The 18,185-nt window shown below is 48.2% G+C and carries 16 protein-coding genes and 1 riboswitch; of the genes, 7 read left to right on the forward strand and 9 right to left on the reverse strand.

The window, feature by feature from the left end:
- The first annotated feature begins 69 nt into the window (after positions 1-69).
- The 4 genes from trpS (at position 70) to rsfS (ending at position 2,656) form a co-directional block, all read left to right on the forward strand.
- On the forward strand, positions 70-1,083 hold the full coding sequence (gene trpS, locus BWK47_RS05945) for a tryptophan--tRNA ligase (RefSeq protein WP_162327942.1): 1,014 nt from the start codon (positions 70-72) through the stop codon (positions 1,081-1,083).
- A 151-nt stretch (positions 1,084-1,234) separates the two neighbouring features.
- Positions 1,235-1,402: a hypothetical protein gene (locus BWK47_RS16845; protein WP_010872331.1), complete on the forward strand. Its 168-nt coding sequence runs from the start codon at positions 1,235-1,237 to the stop codon at positions 1,400-1,402.
- Positions 1,403-1,527: 125 nt separating this feature from the next.
- Positions 1,528-2,106 (forward strand): bis(5'-nucleosyl)-tetraphosphatase (symmetrical) YqeK, encoded by a 579-nt coding sequence (gene yqeK, locus BWK47_RS05950; protein WP_162327943.1) that lies wholly within the window; start codon positions 1,528-1,530, stop codon positions 2,104-2,106.
- 85 nt (positions 2,107-2,191) lie between these two features.
- Positions 2,192-2,656 carry a ribosome silencing factor gene (rsfS, locus tag BWK47_RS05955; RefSeq protein WP_162327944.1) on the forward strand — a complete coding sequence of 155 codons (465 nt, stop codon included), beginning with the start codon at positions 2,192-2,194 and terminating at the stop codon, positions 2,654-2,656.
- A gap of 32 nt (positions 2,657-2,688) precedes the next feature.
- On the opposite strand, the gene BWK47_RS05960 is transcribed toward rsfS, so the two are convergent.
- Positions 2,689-3,849, reverse strand: a complete 1,161-nt coding sequence (locus tag BWK47_RS05960) for an AZOBR_p60025 family cell surface glycopolymer formation protein (protein WP_237269867.1) — start codon at positions 3,847-3,849, stop codon at positions 2,689-2,691.
- 139 nt (positions 3,850-3,988) lie between these two features.
- Between BWK47_RS05960 and hemC the strand changes: the two genes are divergently transcribed.
- The 3 genes from hemC (at position 3,989) to pta (ending at position 9,332) form a co-directional block, all read left to right on the forward strand.
- Positions 3,989-4,951: a hydroxymethylbilane synthase gene (hemC, locus tag BWK47_RS05965; protein ID WP_162327946.1), complete on the forward strand. Its 963-nt coding sequence runs from the start codon at positions 3,989-3,991 to the stop codon at positions 4,949-4,951.
- Between the two features lie 129 nt (positions 4,952-5,080).
- Positions 5,081-6,973, forward strand: coding sequence for a GNAT family N-acetyltransferase (locus BWK47_RS05970; protein WP_162327947.1), 1,893 nt, complete (start codon positions 5,081-5,083; stop codon positions 6,971-6,973).
- A gap of 265 nt (positions 6,974-7,238) precedes the next feature.
- A complete protein-coding gene (pta, locus tag BWK47_RS05975; protein WP_162327948.1) occupies positions 7,239-9,332 on the forward strand; it encodes a phosphate acetyltransferase in 2,094 nt (697 codons plus the stop codon).
- 57 nt (positions 9,333-9,389) lie between these two features.
- Here pta and BWK47_RS05980 read toward each other — a convergent pair whose 3' ends face one another.
- The 8 genes from BWK47_RS05980 to BWK47_RS06020 all read right to left on the reverse strand — a co-directional run bounded on the left by BWK47_RS05980 (position 9,390) and on the right by BWK47_RS06020 (position 17,844).
- Positions 9,390-10,004 (reverse strand): DUF3782 domain-containing protein, encoded by a 615-nt coding sequence (locus BWK47_RS05980; protein WP_162327949.1) that lies wholly within the window; start codon positions 10,002-10,004, stop codon positions 9,390-9,392.
- 61 nt (positions 10,005-10,065) lie between these two features.
- Complete coding sequence (gene sfsA, locus BWK47_RS05985) at positions 10,066-10,779, reverse strand: DNA/RNA nuclease SfsA (RefSeq protein WP_162327950.1); 714 nt, start codon at positions 10,777-10,779, stop codon at positions 10,066-10,068.
- 53 nt (positions 10,780-10,832) lie between these two features.
- Positions 10,833-11,420, reverse strand: coding sequence for a DUF1997 domain-containing protein (locus BWK47_RS05990; RefSeq protein WP_162327951.1), 588 nt, complete (start codon positions 11,418-11,420; stop codon positions 10,833-10,835).
- A gap of 160 nt (positions 11,421-11,580) precedes the next feature.
- The gene (locus tag BWK47_RS05995) at positions 11,581-12,537 is read right to left on the reverse strand and encodes an RNA polymerase sigma factor, RpoD/SigA family (protein ID WP_162327952.1); all 957 of its coding nucleotides are present in this window, start codon (positions 12,535-12,537) and stop codon (positions 11,581-11,583) included.
- A gap of 385 nt (positions 12,538-12,922) precedes the next feature.
- Positions 12,923-13,549 (reverse strand): 7-carboxy-7-deazaguanine synthase QueE, encoded by a 627-nt coding sequence (locus BWK47_RS06005; protein WP_010872342.1) that lies wholly within the window; start codon positions 13,547-13,549, stop codon positions 12,923-12,925.
- A 153-nt stretch (positions 13,550-13,702) separates the two neighbouring features.
- Entirely contained in the window at positions 13,703-15,061 is a 1,359-nt protein-coding gene (murD, locus tag BWK47_RS06010) for a UDP-N-acetylmuramoyl-L-alanine--D-glutamate ligase (RefSeq protein WP_162327953.1), read from the reverse strand.
- Between the two features lie 180 nt (positions 15,062-15,241).
- Positions 15,242-16,549, reverse strand: coding sequence for a M16 family metallopeptidase (locus BWK47_RS06015; RefSeq protein WP_162327954.1), 1,308 nt, complete (start codon positions 16,547-16,549; stop codon positions 15,242-15,244).
- Between the two features lie 8 nt (positions 16,550-16,557).
- A complete protein-coding gene (locus BWK47_RS06020; protein WP_237269869.1) occupies positions 16,558-17,844 on the reverse strand; it encodes a M16 family metallopeptidase in 1,287 nt (428 codons plus the stop codon).
- Between the two features lie 180 nt (positions 17,845-18,024).
- Positions 18,025-18,167, forward strand: a riboswitch (cobalamin riboswitch).
- The last annotated feature ends 18 nt before the right edge of the window (positions 18,168-18,185 follow it).

Raw genomic sequence — 18,185 nt, forward strand, 5'->3', positions numbered from 1 at the left:
GCATGGGGTCAACTACACCGATTCCCAAGTTTAATTAAGTTTAATTTCGCTCATAGGTCAACCACTGCTATGGACAAGCCACGTATCCTTTCTGGAGTTCAGCCCACCGGAAATCTGCACCTAGGCAACTATTTAGGAGCTATCCGGAGCTGGGTTGAGCAACAGCAACATTACGATAACTTTTTTTGTGTGGTGGACCTCCATGCCATCACGGTGCCCCACAACCCCCAGACCCTAGCCCAGGACACCCTCACCATTGCCGCCTTGTACCTTGCCTGTGGCATTGACCTGCAATATTCCACCATTTTTGTCCAGTCCCATGTGGCGGCCCACAGTGAATTGGCGTGGTTGCTCAACTGTGTCACCCCCCTCAATTGGCTAGAACGAATGATTCAGTTTAAGGAGAAGGCCGTTAAACAGGGGGAAAATGTCAGCGTGGGGCTATTGGATTATCCTGTGCTCATGGCGGCGGATATTTTGCTCTACGATGCGGATAAAGTGCCCGTGGGGGAAGACCAAAAGCAACATTTGGAGTTGACTCGCGACATTGTGATCCGCATTAACGATAAATTTGGTCGGGAAGATGCGCCGGTATTGAAACTGCCAGAACCCTTAATTCGCAAGGAAGGGGCCAGGGTGATGAGTTTAGCCGATGGCACAAAAAAAATGTCCAAATCCGATGAGTCGGAACTGAGTCGCATTAACCTGTTGGACCCGCCGGAGATGATTAAGAAAAAAATTAAAAAATGTAAGACCGATCCCCAGCGGGGTTTATGGTTTGATGATCCAGAACGCCCCGAATGTCACAATTTGTTGACTTTGTACACTCTATTAAGTAACCAAACTAAGGAAGCGGTGGCTCAGGAATGTGCCGAAATGGGTTGGGGTCAATTCAAGCCCCTGTTAACGGAAACGGCGATCGCCGCCTTGGAACCAATTCAAGCAAAATATGCAGAAATTTTGGCGGATCGGGGGGAGTTGGACCGCATCATCCAAGCGGGTAACGCAAAAGCCAGTCAAACTGCCCAACAAACCTTAGCTAGGGTGCGGGGTGCCCTCGGATTTTTAGCACCGCCCTATTAGGGCCCGTCATCGGGGCACCAGGAGCCGTGTTAGGATGAAGTTTGGGATGCGCCTCCACGGCCGAATATTTCCTGTGCAAACTTCCCTTAGCACGACGACCGCAAACGGACTCAGCAGTGGTCTGTAAACTATATTTTATGAGGAACAAACAATGGCAAAACGTCGTAATTTAAAGAAGGAAAAAGCTGAACGTAATCGTGCTTATGCTCGTCAGTTTCGCTCCGCCAGTCGCACCCAAAACCGCCGCTATTCCGGTGGCCAAAGACAACAAGGTGACTCCAATGGCTCCAGCAATAACGGTGCCGCCAGCGACGTTTAATCTATTTTTAGCGCTCCTAAGGGTGGCTAAAACTCTGCATAAAAAACGGTGATCGGTGGGTTTCGGCCCACCGTTTGTTGTCTGGGGTTTTTGGGGACTGGGGCTAGTAGTAAATTTTCCTTGCCATGGTTGAGTTAGACCGGAGTCGGGTAATCCATTGGCTCCAAGAAAATGTTTCCCCCCAACGGTTAGACCATATTTTGGGAGTCGAACAGACGGCGGTGCAATGGGCTCCCCTCCATAAAGTTGACCCAATCAAAGCGGGACAGGCAGGACTACTGCACGATTTAGCTAAATTTTTCCCGCCGACTAAACTATTGGTGATCGCCAAGGAACATAATTTACCCCTCGACCCGATTTTGCGAGCCACTCCCCATTTAATCCATGCCGATGTGAGTGCGATTATTGCCGCTGAGGAATTTGGAGTTGATGATCCGGACGTTTTAAACGCTATCCGTTGCCATACTCTGGGGGCAGTGCCCATGGACCTTTTATCCTGTTTAATTTTTGTTGCTGATGCTCTGGAACCCACTAGGGGCAATGGTTTGGAGATAGAAAAATTACGCCAGGTAGCCCAACACAATCTTTACCAAGCCGTGCGCCTTACCTGTGAGCAAACCCTGACTTATTTAATCAAGCATCACAAAGTTATCCATCCCCAGGTGATTTTGACCCGCAATTGGGCGTTACAAATGGAAAAGTAAGCACAATATTCCCAGGGGTTCTAGCTACACTAGAAAAGTAACCCTTAACCTGTCCATCGTTTTTTGGAGTTGACCGAATCCTAATATGACTGAAATTTCCCGCTTCGATGCATACCCCCCCACTTTGACCGTTAATCCCAGCGTTCCCGCCGATGCCCCCGCCACTGAACATTTGGTGTGGACCATTGCCCAAGCTGCGGAAGAACGTAAAGCAGGGGATTTAGTCATTCTCAAGGTGACGGATGTGTCCTATCTGGCGGATTATTTTGTCATCTGTACCGGATTTTCCCGCACCCAGGTCCGGGCGATCGCCGACAACATTGAAAAACAAGTGGAACTGGTGCACGGTCAACTGCCTACCCATACGGAAGGGAATAGTGAAAGCATTTGGGTGTTACAGGATTTTGGCGATGTTCTCGTCCATACCTTTATGCCAGAGGAACGGGAATTTTATAAGCTGGAAGCTTTTTGGGGCCATGCCCAGGAACAAACTTTAGCTGATATTGCCACGGCGATCGGTATTGCCTACAATGCTCCCACTTCTGCTTAGGGTGTTTAGATCCCACACTGATCCCTGCCTAGTCAGGATTTGAGCAATAAGAAAGTCACCGTACCCAGGCCGGAGATCGCCAAGTAGGGCCAACGGATCAATTTTGAGGTTGGGGCCATGGCCAGGATCGTGAGTAGAAAAAGGTCGAGAAAAACTCGGCTGTAATTGAGGTAGTAATTGAGAATATAAAAGCTGGCCACCAGTAACAAACCGCCATAGAGCCAGCCGCCGTAGGCTAAGGTTCTGTTGCTTTGACGCTGGAGCAGGGTGAGCCAAATGAGTAATGCCAGAGTTAGCAAGAGTAACAGCCAGAGATAGGCCTCGTAGATGTTGTTATCCGTCAGTCCTGCTTGAATCAAACTCTGGAATTTTTCCCCTATCCCCACCAATGGCCAACCGAAATTGCCGGTGCCACTGCCCCCTGGTAACTGTCGCCAACGGATATAGCCTAACCAAAGGGTCAAGGGAATAAGGCTGAGTAATAAAGGGACCATCGATCGCCATTGTCGATTTTGCACCAACGTTAGAGCAATGGCCAGCCAGATAATTAACGATGTTTCCCTGGTTAATAACGCTAGGGCCAAGAGGATAGGCACCAGCCACCATTTTTTACTTTGATGGGGGGGAAATATTTGCTGACAGACCACTGTCCCCATACTGAAAGCACTGGCCAGTAAGTCCGCTGTGGAGAGAAATAGCACCATCCAAATCCCTGGAATGGCCAGCACTATTAAGGCTCCAATGGTTTTCTGTTTTTGAGATTGAAAATAAACAGCAGTTAAGCCTGTACAAACGGCGATCGCCAAAATATTAATCAACACCAAAGCCCAGGGAATTAACACTGGATTGCCTAAACCAAGCAGATAGCCCAGCAGAGGATAAAGAATACGGCGATAACGATAGCTGGGATGATCAAGGGCCGCAATGGAGTCTTGATTTTGCAACCCCGGATCCAGGGCAATGGTCAAAAATTGTTGGCCGTCGTAACCCAATTCCCCTTGATAAATTAACGTTTCCGCCGGATTCAAGAATGGGGACAGGGGCAGCACCGAACCAATGCGGAAAAATCCCGTGATCTGCCCGTCAAATTTTGCCCGGTAGAAATACCCCGCCACAGCGATCGCCAGCCCCAAGGCCACCAACATCGCTTTATAAATGTCTTGACGATCAGTGTTTTGAGCAATCTTTTCCACGGCGATCGGGTTCGGATGATAACAATAGAAGCCAAGATTAGGGAGTTTCCTCCATTGCTTCACAGAAGGAAAACCAAGGCCGATAGCCTCTGATGCTATGCTAGATCGAGTCTATTTTTAACAATATTTTTTAAGTTTCATGACTGTTTCGACCTCTGCTCCCACAGTTCGGATAGGCTCACGGAAAAGCCAACTAGCCCTCGTGCAAACCTATTGGGTGCAGGAAGAATTGCAAAAACACTTCCCCGATCGCCAATTCGATGTCGAAACCATGGAAACCCAGGGGGATAAAATCCTCGATGTGGCCCTAGCAAAAATTGGGGATAAGGGACTATTCACCCAAGAACTTGAAGACGGCATGTTGGGAAAAAGAACCGACTTAGCCGTTCACTCCCTCAAAGATTTGCCCACTAATTTGCCAGCGGGCTTGATGCTGGGCTGCGTGACCAAACGGGTTAATCCCGCCGACGCTTTGGTTTTAAATGCTAAACACCAAGGCAAAGATTTGGCTTCCTTGCCGGAAGGGGCGGTGATTGGCACCTCTTCCCTCCGTCGTTTGGCCCAACTGCGCTACCACTTTCCCCATTTAACCTTTAAGGATGTGCGGGGCAACGTTAATACCCGTTTGGCCAAATTGGATAGTAATGAGTACGATGCCATCATTCTGGCCGCCGCTGGTTTGGAGCGGTTAGACATGGCCAATCGCATTGACCAACTAATTCCCCCGGAAATTTCTCTCCATGCGGTGGGTCAAGGAGCTTTGGGCATCGAGTGTCGTGAAGGCGATCAAGAAATTCTCAGCCTGTTGAAAGTGTTGGAAGACGAAGATAGCCGGGATCGTTGCCTAGCGGAACGGGCCTTTTTGCGCCAACTGGAAGGGGGTTGCCAAGTGCCTATCGGTGTTAATACCCATTTAGATGGCGACAATTTAACCCTTACCGGCATGGTGGCCAGTTTGGATGGCCAAAGGTTAATTAAAGATACCCTCAGCGCTCCCCGGAACGAAGCGGAAAAATTGGGTCAGGATCTTGCCCTCAAACTCCGGGAACAGGGAGCAGGGGAAATCCTAGCGGAAATCTTAGCGGAAACTGGCCGGGGATAAACTATCCGGTTCTAAGCGGAGGCTGGATTTGGCATCTGGACGTGTAAAGTTGCCTGTTTCGAGTTGAAAGAGATAATCTGGCCTTGATGGGGGAAACAGCTTCACTCATATCTTCCCCGGTCAAGAACTATGCCCAACTCAGATCGCCAAGCACAATTAGCCCAACTACGGAGCCAATATCCCCAAAAGTTTGCGTCCCACAGTGAAATCTTTAGCCATATTCACCGCGGTGATCGCCTGTTTATCAGCACGGCCTGTGGGGAACCTCAGTACTTAGTGCAGGAGTTAGTTAACTATGTGCAAGCCCATCCTAAATCCCTATTTGATGCGGAAGTGCTCCAGGTTTGGACTCTAGGTTTAGCACCCTACACCGACAGTAAATTTGCCAAAAACTTTCGCCATAATTCCTTTTTCATTGGCCACCACACCCGTAGCGCCGTTAACGAAGGTTTAGCAGACTACACCCCCATTTTTCTTTCCCAGGTACCAGGGCTATTTGAGCAGGGATTTGTCCCTATCGATGTGGCTTTAATTCAAACTTCCTATCCCGATGACCATGGTTACGTCAACCTAGGGGTGAGTGTGGATATTGTTAAAGCGGCGGTGGAGCAGGCCTGTTTGGTAATCGCCCAAATGAATAGCCAAGTGCCCAGAATCCACGGGGATGGCTTTATTGCCCTGGAAAAATTGGACTATATCATTGCCCACGATGAACCGCTGTTGGAATATCAAATGGAGCGGGACAATATTCTCGCCGGCCGTATTGGCAAATATGTTGCTAGTTTGATCCAAGATGGGGACACAATTCAAGTGGGTTACGGTAGTATCCCCGATGCAGTATTGAGTTATTTAGGCAATAAGAAAAATTTGGGAGTGCACACGGAATTAATTTCCGATGGGCTGGTGCAATTGCTCAAAAGTGGGGCAGTGAATAACAGCCAAAAAACAAGAAATCGGGGCAAAGTAGTGGCAACCTTTTGCATGGGCAGTCGGAGTACTTATGATTATTTAAACGATAATCCCGCTGTGGAATTTCGCACCGTTGATTACACTAACAATCCCATCACCATTGCCCACCACGACAATATGGTGGCCATTAATAGTGCCTTGGAAATTGATTTGACGGGGCAATCCACCGCCGAATCCCTGGGCAGTAATTTTTATAGTGGCATCGGTGGCCAAGCGGATTTTATGCGGGGAGCAGTGATGGCCAATGGGGGACGTACTATTTTGGCTTTGGAGTCCACCGCCGAAAATGAAACCATTTCTCGCATTGTGCCCTTTTTGCGGGAAGGAGTGGGCATTACCCTCAATCGAGGCGATATTCATTATGTAGTAACAGAGTATGGCATTGCCTATCTTCACGGTAAAAATATTCGGGAACGGGCCATGCAGTTAACGGCGATCGCCCATCCCAAATTCCGTCCCTGGTTAATTGAGCAGGCGAAAAAAAATCATTTAATTTACGCTGACCAAGCTTTCATTGCCGGGCAACATGGGGAATATCCGGAAAAGCTGGAAACCTATCGCACCACCCGCACCGGCCTAGAATTGTTATTAAGACCAGTGAAATTTAACGATGAACCTAACCTAAAAAATTTTTTTTACTCCCTCTCCGATGAAAGTTTGGTAAGGCGTTTTATGTCAGTGCGTACTGATATGTCTCACCAGAGATTACAACAGTTTTCTGTGATTAACTACAACGAAGAAATAATTATTCTGGCGATCATCAAACAGCAACATCAAGAAGCCATTGTGGGGGTGGGTCAGTATGCCCTCAACGAAGATAGTCACACAGCCGATGTCGCTTTTGTGGTGCGGGATGATTACCATAATCAAGGCATTGGTGCTCTGCTGTTAAATTATTTAACCCAATTGGCTAAAAAACAAGGTTTACTGGGTTTTACCGCTGATGTTTTACTGGAAAATCGAGCCATGTTGCATCTATTTGAGAAGATGAACTTTCGCATGGAACGACGTATGAGCGAAGGGGTTTACGAATTAAAAATGTTTTTTAGTTGAGCCGTCTTCTTTCTGCTAATTTATTGAAGGAATTTTTGATGCTGGCGTTAGTAATTTTACCGCTTCTTAGATTTATTAAAATCTCGTCATAAAACTTTACTGACTAGCGGTTTATTTTCTGGCTAAAAGCGCTATCACTTAAGTAGGTGGAATCGGCAGATTTGTAGTAGTTGATACTTAACTTTTTAGGGAATATCGTTGTGGGAAAAATCGAGATCATTTTCCCAGAAAAATCATTGCTGGATACGTTGAGGTTATTTAAATTATGACGAGTTCCCTTTATTTAAGCACCACCGAAGCCCGCAGTGGTAAATCTCTGGTAGTATTGGGCATTTTAGACTTAATTCTCAAAAAAACCACCCGTATTGCCTATTTTCGTCCAATTATTCAAGACCCAGTTAATGGCAAACATGATAACAACATTATTCTGGTGCTGGAAAATTTTCGTCTCCAACAAACCTATACCGATTCCTTTGGTTTGTATTTCCATGAAGCGGTGAGTTTAGCCTCCGATGGAGCTATTGATCAGGTATTAGACCGAATTTTGGCTAAATATCGCCATTTGGCAGATCAAGTAGATTTTATTCTCTGTGAAGGCTCAGACTATTTGGGGGAGGAATCGGCTTTTGAATTTGATCTCAACACCACGATCGCCAAGATGTTGAACTGTCCCATTTTGCTGTTGGGCAATGCCATGGGCAACACCATTGCCGATAGTTTGCAACCCATCGATATGGCCCTGAATAGCTATGACCAAGAGTCTTGTCAGGTGGTGGGGGTAATAATTAACCGAGTGCAGCCCGAATTAGCCACAGAAATTCAAGCCCAACTGGAGAAGCGTTATGGCGATCGCCAGATGGTGCTGGGGACCATTCCCCAGGACATTATGCTCAAAAGTCTGCGCCTGAGGGAAATTGTCAGCGGGCTCAATGCCCAAGTACTCAGCGGTGCGGATTTGCTCGATAACTTGGTCTATCACCATTTAGTGGTGGCGATGCACATTGCCCACGCCCTCCATTGGTTGCACGAAAAAAATACCCTAATTATTACCCCTGGCGATCGGGGCGACATCATTCTGGGGGTGATGCAGGCCCACCGCTCCCTCAACTATCCCAGCATTGCCGGTATTTTGCTCACTGCAGATTACCATCCCGAACCGGCCATTATGAAACTAATTGAAGGGCTACCCGACGCCCCTCCCCTGTTGCTGACTAGCACCCACACCCATGAAACTTCCGCCCGTTTGGAAACTCTCCACCCTGCCCTGAGCCCTACGGATAACTATAAAATTCGCCACAGTATTGCGCTGTTTCAACAACAAATTGATGGGGAGAAATTACTCAATTACCTTAAAACCATCCGCAGTAAAGGTATTACCCCCAAACTGTTTCTCTACAATTTAGTTCAAGCCGCCACCGCCGCCCAACGACATATTGTCCTACCGGAAGGGGAAGAAATTCGTATTCTCAAAGCGGCCGCTAGCTTAATTAACCACGGCATTGTCCGTTTGACTTTACTCGGTAACATTGAGGCGATCGAGCAAACGGTAAAAATTAATCACATTGACTTAGATTTGAGCAAAGTTCGCCTCATTAATCCTAAAACTAGCCCAGACCGAGAGCGCTACGCCGAAACCTATTACCAGCTACGTAAACATAAGGGGGTAACCCTGGCCATGGCTCGGGATATCCTCACCGATATTTCCTATTTTGGAACGATGATGGTGTATTTGGGAGAGGCCGATGGCATGGTTTCTGGCTCCGTCAATACCACCCAACATACGGTGCGTCCTGCTTTACAAATTATTAAAACCCAGTCAGGTTTTTCCTTGGTTTCTTCAGTCTTTTTTATGTGTTTAGAAGACCGAGTTTTGGTCTATGGAGATTGTGCTGTTAATCCCGATCCCAATGCAGAACAGTTAGCAGAAATTGCCCTTACTTCTGCGGCTACGGCCAAGAATTTTGGCATTGAGCCCAGGGTAGCTCTATTGTCCTATTCTTCCGGTTCTTCTGGGCAAGGAGCCGATGTAGAAAAAGTGCGGCAAGCCACGGCGATCGCCAAGGAAAGAGAGCCAGATTTAGCATTGGAAGGGCCGATCCAGTATGATGCGGCGGTGGATTCCACAGTGGCAGCCCAAAAAATGCCTGGGTCAGCGGTGGCGGGTAAAGCAACGGTGTTTATTTTTCCCGATTTAAATACCGGTAACAATACTTACAAGGCAGTGCAAAGAGAAACAAAGGCGATCGCCATTGGCCCCATTTTACAAGGATTAAATAAACCAGTTAATGATCTAAGTCGGGGTTGTTTAGTGGAGGATATTATTAATACGGTGGTAATTACAGCTTTGCAAGTTAAATAACTTTACTCTTAATTAGTTAAAATGATCCCTTAAATTACCTTGATTTCGCCCTCCAAACTACCAATAGCTGGGCCGAAAATTGGCATCATTTAAAATCACCAACGTGTCCCCGGACGGAGCCAGCACAAACAGACCTTTACCATAGGCATAGTTAACCACCTCTTGGCTTAAAACCATGGCGGCCACTGCACCTAAAGCTTTAACATCCCGGTAGCGGGGCATAAACTGTTTGAATTTACCCAACCGTTCCAGATGCTCATCCACATCCTTTTCCGTTAACTTACTTTTTACTTCAATTAAAATGGCTTGGGTTTCATTGACTACTAACAGGTCAATCTCTAATCCCCCATCTTCCCGTTGTACCGATACGCCAGGATGAAACTCATGGACGTCAATGCCTCTATCCTGAAACAGTCCCACCACAGCGGGTCTAACTTGCCATTCCACAAATTCCCCCAACCGATTACTGAGTTTACCCACATCCTTACTAACTCGTTTGATGTAACGCTCTGTCTCTTGGAAGCGGCGATCAGTTTCTTGAAAACGGCGATCAAGCTCTTGGCCCTGTTCCTTAAAGAGGCGCTCGGTCTCACGCAAATTTTGCTGGGTCTGTTTTTGGGAGGCGGCAAGTTCGGCTAATATTTGCCAGACGTCATCGGCGGTGGTGGCCATGGTAGTAGTAGCAGGGACTGAAACTAGGGAGATAGTCTATTTTAACCCTCCGAATAAATTGTCAAACCACTAACTCTGCCATGCCAAGGAATTTAACCCCCTCCGGATTAACCATAAATCGACAGGGCATTACCTTCACCCCAGCGGCGATCGCCTGACGGAATAGTTCTCCATAACGGCGATCGTAGGCATCTCCGGGGGAAAAATGGGTACAATCACCCCGATTGATAAAGTAAAGCATCACTGCCCGGGCGGTAGGGAGAACATCTATTAACTCCTGGAGATGTTTTTGCCCTCTGGTGGTTTCCGTATCGGGAAATAAAGCCAATTTTTCTTGGGACAAGGTAGTATTTTTTACTTCTACATAAATTGACTTTTCCTCTGGCTTAGTGAGCAAAAAGTCAATACGACTTTTTTTATCTTTACCATAGGGAACTTCGGGCTTAAAAGTATCGTAGCTGTTCGTTAAGTTAGGAAAAATCCTATCAGCCAAAGCCTGCTTGATGACCCGATTGGGCAAGGCAGTGTTTACCCCAACCCACGTACCATCAATTTGGATCATTTCCCAGGTATAGGCTAATTTACGCTGGGGATTATCACTCTTAGACAGGTAGACCTGCGCCCCAACTTGGCACACCCCTGTCATGGGGCCAGTGTTAGGACAATGAGCTGTGACTATCTCACCATTATCTAACTCCACATCAGCTAAAAAGCGTTTGTAGCGTTTTACCAAAATGCCACTAATTAGAGGCGGATAGGGATAGAGAAAGTCCATTAATTTTGTTTAACTGGGCCCACCGAGGAAATCGTCTTTAAATAGTTGAGTAACTAAATTGCTTCCAAAGCTTCGGCGGTGGGAGAAGCCTGGGTTACTAGATTATCATTCTGCTGGGCCAACCACTGTTGATAATCTGCCAATAGTTGTCCTTGGAGTCTTTGTTTGATGCGGGCCAAAACTCCCCGCAATAGGCCATTGGCCGCCATTTCTAACAACGGCTTTGGAGTTAACCAAAGGGCCTGGGGCAAATCTACTCCTACCTGCAAATCGGCTTTGCCCTGGAGGAGGGTATGGCCATCTTGGCGATAGGGAGCCAAACGACCTTTTAATTGCAAACTAAAGCGATGGTTAATGTAGTCAATGCCCCGGATTTCACAGCTTTCCGATTCTAAAAACACAGTGCCAGTAGCGTTGGCCCACACTTTCAGTACCACTGTGGGTTGAAAATGATAAATATCTAAAAAATTGAGCGGTCGCATTTTCAATCTAAACCGATCGCCTGGTAGCACTTCCATCAATTTAGGGTCGGCGATCGCCTGGACTAGGCGTTGGGGTTGACGCAAATAGTGCTGCAAACTAGGCAGGGGGTCAGACTGCCGCAGTTGTAACTGTTCGGTGGCGGAAAAGGTAACTCGCATAGTTTTTTTGTTATCCCTTTTATTCCGGGGGTGAGGTTTGCTGAAAAGAGGAATTGTTAAATTTATTTACATTTCTTAAAAATACTGCTAGGGATTATACGGTTTTTAGGCCATCGATCCCGGCAAAACCAGGGGTAACGTAATGAAAGTTAGCGCTTCTTTAGCTAGCTAAATATTCCTGGATCATGGACTTGCGTTTGCGTAATTTATTTAGGGCTTCCCGCTCAATCTGCCGCACCCGTTCCCGACTGATACTGAGCATGGAACCGATGCTTGCTAGGGTTAGGGGTTGGCCATCATTGAGACCAAAGCGGAGAATGAGAACTTCCCGTTGTTGGGGCGTTAATTCATCCATTAAGCTATCAAGATCCAACTGCAGGGAGGCATAGGTGGCAAAATCCTCCGGCAAAGGACCGTCATCTTCCAACAGATCCCCTAACTCCGTATCTTGGTTATCCCCCACCCGTAGATCCAAGGAAAGGGGATGGCGAGAGCGTTCTAAATATTCCCGCACTTGCTTGGGAGTTAACTCCAAGTGTTCCGCCAATTCCGCAATGGAAGCGGCCCGACCCTTTTCCTGGGAAAGTTGCCGTTGGGCTTTTTTAATTTTGTTTAACTTTTCCGTAATGTGAATTGGTAAACGGATGGTGCGGCTCTTTTCGGCGATCGCCCTGGTGATGGCCTGGCGGATCCACCAATAGGCATAGGTGGAAAACCGATAACCCTTGGTGGGGTCAAACTTCTCTACCCCCCGTTGCATACCAATGGTGCCCTCTTGGATGAGGTCAAGTAGGTCTAGATTACGCTTGAGATATTTTTTGGCGACAGATACCACCAGCCGGAGGTTAGCCTCCACCATTTTGCGCTTGGCCCGTTCCCCTTCCTTGATGGCTTTTTCTAATTCTCGAATGGACAAATCGGCCGCCTTAGCCCACTCGCTGGGGGAAACCGGCTCGCCATCCTTGCCTTCGGCTAAAGACTGCTTGATTTCGTTGAGGCTAACAACCTGTTGGATTTGCTTAGCATAAACAATCTCTTCCTCATGGGTGAGCAGGGGCACACGACCAATTTCTCTGAGATAGGCACGGACGGAATCGGGGCTGGTTCTGGCAGTCATCTTGGATTAGGGATTTCAGTGGAAGAATCACAGTGGTAGACCAATAAACCCAGGGAACGCCATGTTAGTAATATTCGAGACGGACTGGGCTAGGTAAATGACGGATAATGCCTGTCCGATGGGGGCGTTTGGGACAACTGGAAACGGACGATTGATGGGGAATGACTGGGATCAATCCACTAATAATACTAAACAATTCTTTAAGTTTTGTAAAGTTTTTTGTGAAGCACATACTCCTCCAGAGGCTATCGTCTGGGTTAAGAAGGCAATAAAAAACGCAAAAATCCCCCATAAAGCTTGATTTCTCTAGGGTTAGGAGTTTTTAAGTTTGATTATGAGAAAACTTTACAATTCCTGAAAATAGCTCCCCAGCACTGACCGGAGACTAGCGCACGCCCAAATATTTATGAGTTTGCAGGCTCAAGCGCCATTGGGAATGGGTGAGGATATAGGCAAAGATTTTTTCATTCATTGCTTCCGTTTCCCATTCAGCTTGTAAATAGAGCGGAGTACCGGGGCTAATTTTCCTAGCTTCCATTTCCGCCCAGTCAAAATCCTCATCCTGACTGATAATCACTTTCAATTCGTTGGCCAGGGGATAAATTGCTGCCTGGGGAAGCTTATAGGGTTTGGGGGACAGGGTAATCCAGTCAAATTGACCTGTCAGTGGGTAAGCGCCGGACGTTTCCAAATGCAGACGTAAACCCTGGTTTTTCAGGGTTTTACAGAGGGGTTGTAGGTCGTGCATGAGGGGTTCTCCCCCCGTAATCACCACAAAGCTCGGTTTAGCCGTAACTGCCTGTTGCACAAGTTCTGTCACTGTTTGTCGGGGATGGTGTTGGGTAGGCCAGGTTTCCTTTTGGTCACACCAAGGGCAATGAACATCACAACCCCCAAGGCGAATAAAAAAGGCATTGCCGCCAGCCCAAGCTCCCTCCCCCTGTAGGGAATGGAAAGTTTCCGCAATGGGATAGGACACAGTTAACAATTCAGAAATGGGGCCCATACTCATACTTCACTCAAACACTAGCTGTTCACCAAACTTCCCCAAATTCCCCATGGTCGGGAATATCGCCATAACATTAGTTCGGCCGTTGCTCTAGGTAGGGTAAAGAGATTTAAAAACAAGGCCGGGTAAGCTCATCATTAACCAAATACAACTAAGCTAAACCAATCCTAAACAACAGGCACGGAAATCTTCTCCCCGTTCCTCAAAGCTATTATATTGGTCGAAACTGGCACAGGCCGGGGAAAGCAAGACTGCACTGGCATTGTTTTTACTTGCTAACTCTAATCCTCGCTGAACGGCATTGGCCATGGTTTCCACTATTTCGTAATTCTCATAACCCACTGCCTTTAACCTGGTTGCAAAGTTGGGGGCTGCATCACCAATCAGTAAAACCGCCACCGCTTTTTGCCTAATTTGGGCTAACCAAGCTTGATCATCCCCCTCTTTCGCTTCTCCCCCTGCGATCAGAATGGTGGGGCCTTTCATGGAAGATAGCCCTACTTCCGCCGCATCATAGTTGGTGGCCTTACTGTCATTGATAAATTGCACTCCATTGATGGTGCAAATGGGTTCCAAACGGTGGGGCACTCCGGTGAAAGTTAACAGGGTTTCTGTGATCGCTTTTTTGTCTATGCCCGCTAAACGGGCGGCGGCGATCGCCATTAGTAGATTTTGCTGGTTATGTTGCCCAGGCATTTTAAACAGGTTAATGGGGGCAATCAATTCCCCAAAAGCATTAACCCAATTATCCTGGAGGTAAACCCCCTGTTTGGGATCACAAAGACCAACCAGATGATTAGCTCCCTGGGTACTAGTCCAATGGGCTTGGGGGTAAAGGTTGGGGCCGTGGCTGTGGAGATGGGGATCATCGCCGTTGAGCACCTGGATGGCGGAGCGGGAAAGCAAACTAGCTTTAATGTTGAAATAATTCTCTAGGGTTTTGTGACGACTGAGGTGATCCGGCGTAAAGGTTGTCCAGAGACCAATTTGGGGTGCAAGGGTGGGGGAAGACTCAATTTGGTAACTGCTAATTTCCGCCACAATCCAATCATAATTTTGGTTTTGCAAAACCAGTTCACAGGCCGCATAGCCAATGTTGCCGCAGGCCGGAGCATTCAGCCCAGCTTTTTGAAAAATTGCTTGCACTAAAGAGGTGGTGGTGGTTTTGCCATTGGTGCCGGTAATGCCCACCCAGGGCACCGCATGGAGATATTGCCAAGCTAATTCCAATTCCCCCGTCACTTCCACTCCCTTTTCCCGGGCCGCCACCAACAGAGGAATATCCCAGGGTACGCCGGGGCTAACCACCATGCGTTCTGGCCAAACCTCTTTAATTGGATCCAGGCGATCGCCTAGTTTGAGGCTGATTCCTTCCTGGACCAAGGGTTGTCCCATATGCCGGAGTTGGTCGTTATCCGCCTGATCAAATACCGTCACCTGCCAGCCATCCCGATGCAACACTCGAGCGGCGGCAATACCGGAACGTCCTAACCCAATTACACAAGCCTGGGGCATATGGTTTGACTTTACTGTTAAAAACTATTGAAAGTTGGGGGCCAAAAGGGAACGCCCCTGGCATCGATGTCGCACCATTTTAGCTTTGAGGGGGATCACCGCCAACTAACCAAAACCCCCCCAGGGATAAAGCCGGGATATTTCGGCTCAATTTAAGATTTTTTGCCGCTTGATTGGGCATTACACCAAAGCAGAAGACACTTGGCTTTGTCCTTCCGCCACTAGGTCAAAATATTTCGCCAAACCTTCCTCTGGCCCCACCACGGAGAGATAGGGTTCGGCTAAATAGGTTTGGGCCACCCGTTGGGCATCGACCTCCGTTACCTTCTGCACCTGTTCCTGGAATTCACTGTCAAAGGCTATACCCAAGCCCAAGGTTTCGTACCAGCCAAATAAATGGGCGATTTCCCCATTGGTTTGTTTACCCAAGGCATACTGACCCAATAGTTTATTTTGCGCCGCTTTAATTTCCCCTTCCTCCAATCTTTCTTCACATAATCGGTCCGTTTCTGCCCTTAATCCCGCAATGGCGATCGCCGTATTTTCCGGAGCGGTGCCCATGTAGGTGACAAATTGGGAAGAACCTAAACGGGTGGGATAAAAAGCCGACACATCGTAGGCTAAACCCCGTTTTTCCCTTAATTCCACAAATAAACGACTAGAAAGACCATTACCAAGGTAAGTACTGAGCAATTTCAAAGGCGCATAATCTTCGTGTTTAACTCCGACTCCTAAATAACCCAAAAGCACCACCGACTGCTGGGTCGCCTGGGGAGTGAGCTGTTCCTTTGGAGAGGGATTCAAGGGAGTAAGAATTGGGCAAACAATGGATTGTTCGGGGATAACCCAGTCACCAAAACTGTTTTCCACCCAATCCTCAGCCTGGGCTAGGGTAAGCCGTCCCGCCAAGCTGATCACCAAATTATCGGGGCGAAAATAGGCCTGGTGATATTCCCACAGATCCTGGGCGGTAAAGTGGGGCACCACCTCTTCGCTACCCAAAATGGAATAACCATAGGGGTGGTTGGGATACATAGATTGGCGCAGTTGGTGGAAGGCCACGTTAAAGGGTTGTTCCCGCTGGGACTGAATTGCCTGGATAATCAAACGTTTTTCTAGTTCAATTTCCCCCACGTCAAACCTGGGGTAACGCAGAATTTCTGCCGCTAAATCGAGGATGACAGGAAAATCGGCGGTGACGGTCTTTAAACTCAAAGCCCAGTAATCGCTGGCCGCATCTGCCCCTAAATTAGCCCCTAAGGATTCGACAAATTCGGCAATGTCCAAGGCCGATCGCCGTTTAGTGCCCTTGGTGATCACTGTGGCCATGAGATTGGAAAGCCCCACTTTTTGGGGAGAGTCCCAACAAGCCCCTGCTTGCTTTAAAAAAATCCGCCCCGCCACCAGATCCGCCGCTGGATTTTCTGCACAGATGAGGGTAATGCCGTTATCGAGAACAAGACGATGGATGGACTGATGATTACGCATAGATAGGGCTAGGATTCGGCTGCTTCTAGAAGTACCAGGGCATAGGCACCGGTGGATAGGTAGCGCTGGGCTAGGGTTTGTAGGGCCTCGGGCCGATATTGTCTGACAATCTGGGGATAAGCGATCGCCAACTCAGCGGTGGCCAAGGTTTGATAGTAACCGTACAGACCCGCCAGTTGGGCCGGGGTTTCGGTGGAAAAAATAAAGTCATTACAGAGTAGCCGTTGGGCCCGGGCCAGCTCTGCTGTGCTGATGGGAGTAGTTTGCAAAGTTTGAATGGCGGCGCAAATTTCCGCTTCTACCCTTTCCGCTTGGGCTGAAGTTAGGTAGGCATTGATTGTGAACAGACTGGCTTCTTTTTGCAGGGAAAAACAACTCTGGATGTCAAACACTAGCCCCAATTCTTCCCGCAGGCGTTGCACTAACCGGGCACAATGGCTCCCTGCCAGCACCACAGCCAGTAAATCTAAACCAATATTATCTTGGAGGCGGTCAATGCCGGGGCCATTCCAACCCATGGTTAAACGACTGGGACCCAGTTCCGGTATCCGCAGGGTTTCCCGTTTAATGGTTTGGATAGGATGATTGGGCAGTCTGGTGGTAGGAGGGCATTCGGACCGCACACCAAAATGGTCAAAAATTTCTTCCATATAGGCGATTGCCGCCTTTTCCCGGATATCCCCCACCATCACCACGGTCATATTTTCTGGCTGGTAATGGGTACGGTGGAAGCAACGCAACTGGTTGGCAGTGTAATTTTGCACCAACGGCGCATCCCCCAATACGGAGCGGCCATAGGCATGCTGGGGATGGAGTAACTGACAAAGGGCTTGAAATCCCAACCAATCAGGGTCATCTTCACTGCCCCGGATTTCCTCTAGCACTACTTCCCGCTCGTAAAAAAGACATTCTTCGGGGACTTCTGCCTGCAAAAGGATTTCTGCTAAGTAAGGCAAAGTTCTGGGCAAATAATCCGCTGCTGTGGTGAGGTAAAAATGGGCATAATCATGGCTGGTGGCGGCATTGGCCATGCCCCCGTTGTATTCAATTACCTGGTCAAACGCCCCCGGTGGCACCCGTTTGGTGCCCTTAAAAATCATGTGTTCCAGCAGATGGGCCACCCCCGGCCAAGCATCCGGTTCGGCGATCGCCCCAGCCCGCACCCACACATCTACCACCGCCACGGGAACCGTGGGCACGTCTTGGTGGATCAGGGTTAACCCCTGGTCAAAGGTGAAAATTTTGGCCGGAAAATCCGGTTTAGTCGGACACAGTTGCACAGACACAAGGCTCATATCCATTGGGGTCTATGCCTTCTATCCTAGGCGATCGCCGTCTTAACCGTCGGTTAACCCCCCATCATTTTGTCCATCTTTCGTGACAAGGTTGCCAGGAGTGAAATTTTTCGTCCCCCTACAGCAAAAGCTACCTGCACAGGCCCCTGTGGAAAAAGGGAGGAAAATCCATGCTAGGGTTGGGGACTGAGTTCAGTTGGTTCCATTGGGTAACAGCCAGTGGAGGTAACGGGGAAAAGCTGGTGCAAAGCCAATACTGTCCCGCAACTGTGATGGGCCTGAGCGCCCTAAGTCAGGATGCCCGCCAACCATTAACCCATGCTTTTAGGCAAATCTGCGAG

The sequence above is a fragment of the Synechocystis sp. CACIAM 05 genome, from assembly GCF_010222815.1.
Lineage (GTDB): Bacteria > Cyanobacteriota > Cyanobacteriia > Cyanobacteriales > Microcystaceae > Synechocystis.

Bases quoted from the DNA above. Each gene is read 5' to 3' on its own strand.
- pta (WP_162327948.1), top strand. From the start codon at position 7,239: ATGACGAGTTCCCTTTATTTAAGCACCACCGAAGCCCGCAGTGGTAAA.
- BWK47_RS05995 (WP_162327952.1), bottom strand. From the start codon at position 12,537: ATGACTGCCAGAACCAGCCCCGATTCCGTCCGTGCCTATCTCAGAGAA.
- BWK47_RS06015 (WP_162327954.1), bottom strand. From the start codon at position 16,549: ATGCGTAATCATCAGTCCATCCATCGTCTTGTTCTCGATAACGGCATT.
- BWK47_RS05970 (WP_162327947.1), top strand. From the start codon at position 5,081: ATGCCCAACTCAGATCGCCAAGCACAATTAGCCCAACTACGGAGCCAA.
- sfsA (WP_162327950.1), bottom strand. From the start codon at position 10,779: ATGGACTTTCTCTATCCCTATCCGCCTCTAATTAGTGGCATTTTGGTA.
- BWK47_RS06020 (WP_237269869.1), bottom strand. From the start codon at position 17,844: ATGAGCCTTGTGTCTGTGCAACTGTGTCCGACTAAACCGGATTTTCCG.
- BWK47_RS05990 (WP_162327951.1), bottom strand. From the start codon at position 11,420: ATGCGAGTTACCTTTTCCGCCACCGAACAGTTACAACTGCGGCAGTCT.
- BWK47_RS16845 (WP_010872331.1), top strand. From the start codon at position 1,235: ATGGCAAAACGTCGTAATTTAAAGAAGGAAAAAGCTGAACGTAATCGT.
- rsfS (WP_162327944.1), top strand. From the start codon at position 2,192: ATGACTGAAATTTCCCGCTTCGATGCATACCCCCCCACTTTGACCGTT.
- yqeK (WP_162327943.1), top strand. From the start codon at position 1,528: ATGGTTGAGTTAGACCGGAGTCGGGTAATCCATTGGCTCCAAGAAAAT.
- hemC (WP_162327946.1), top strand. From the start codon at position 3,989: ATGACTGTTTCGACCTCTGCTCCCACAGTTCGGATAGGCTCACGGAAA.
- BWK47_RS05980 (WP_162327949.1), bottom strand. From the start codon at position 10,004: ATGGCCACCACCGCCGATGACGTCTGGCAAATATTAGCCGAACTTGCC.
- murD (WP_162327953.1), bottom strand. From the start codon at position 15,061: ATGCCCCAGGCTTGTGTAATTGGGTTAGGACGTTCCGGTATTGCCGCC.
- BWK47_RS06005 (WP_010872342.1), bottom strand. From the start codon at position 13,549: ATGAGTATGGGCCCCATTTCTGAATTGTTAACTGTGTCCTATCCCATT.
- trpS (WP_162327942.1), top strand. From the start codon at position 70: ATGGACAAGCCACGTATCCTTTCTGGAGTTCAGCCCACCGGAAATCTG.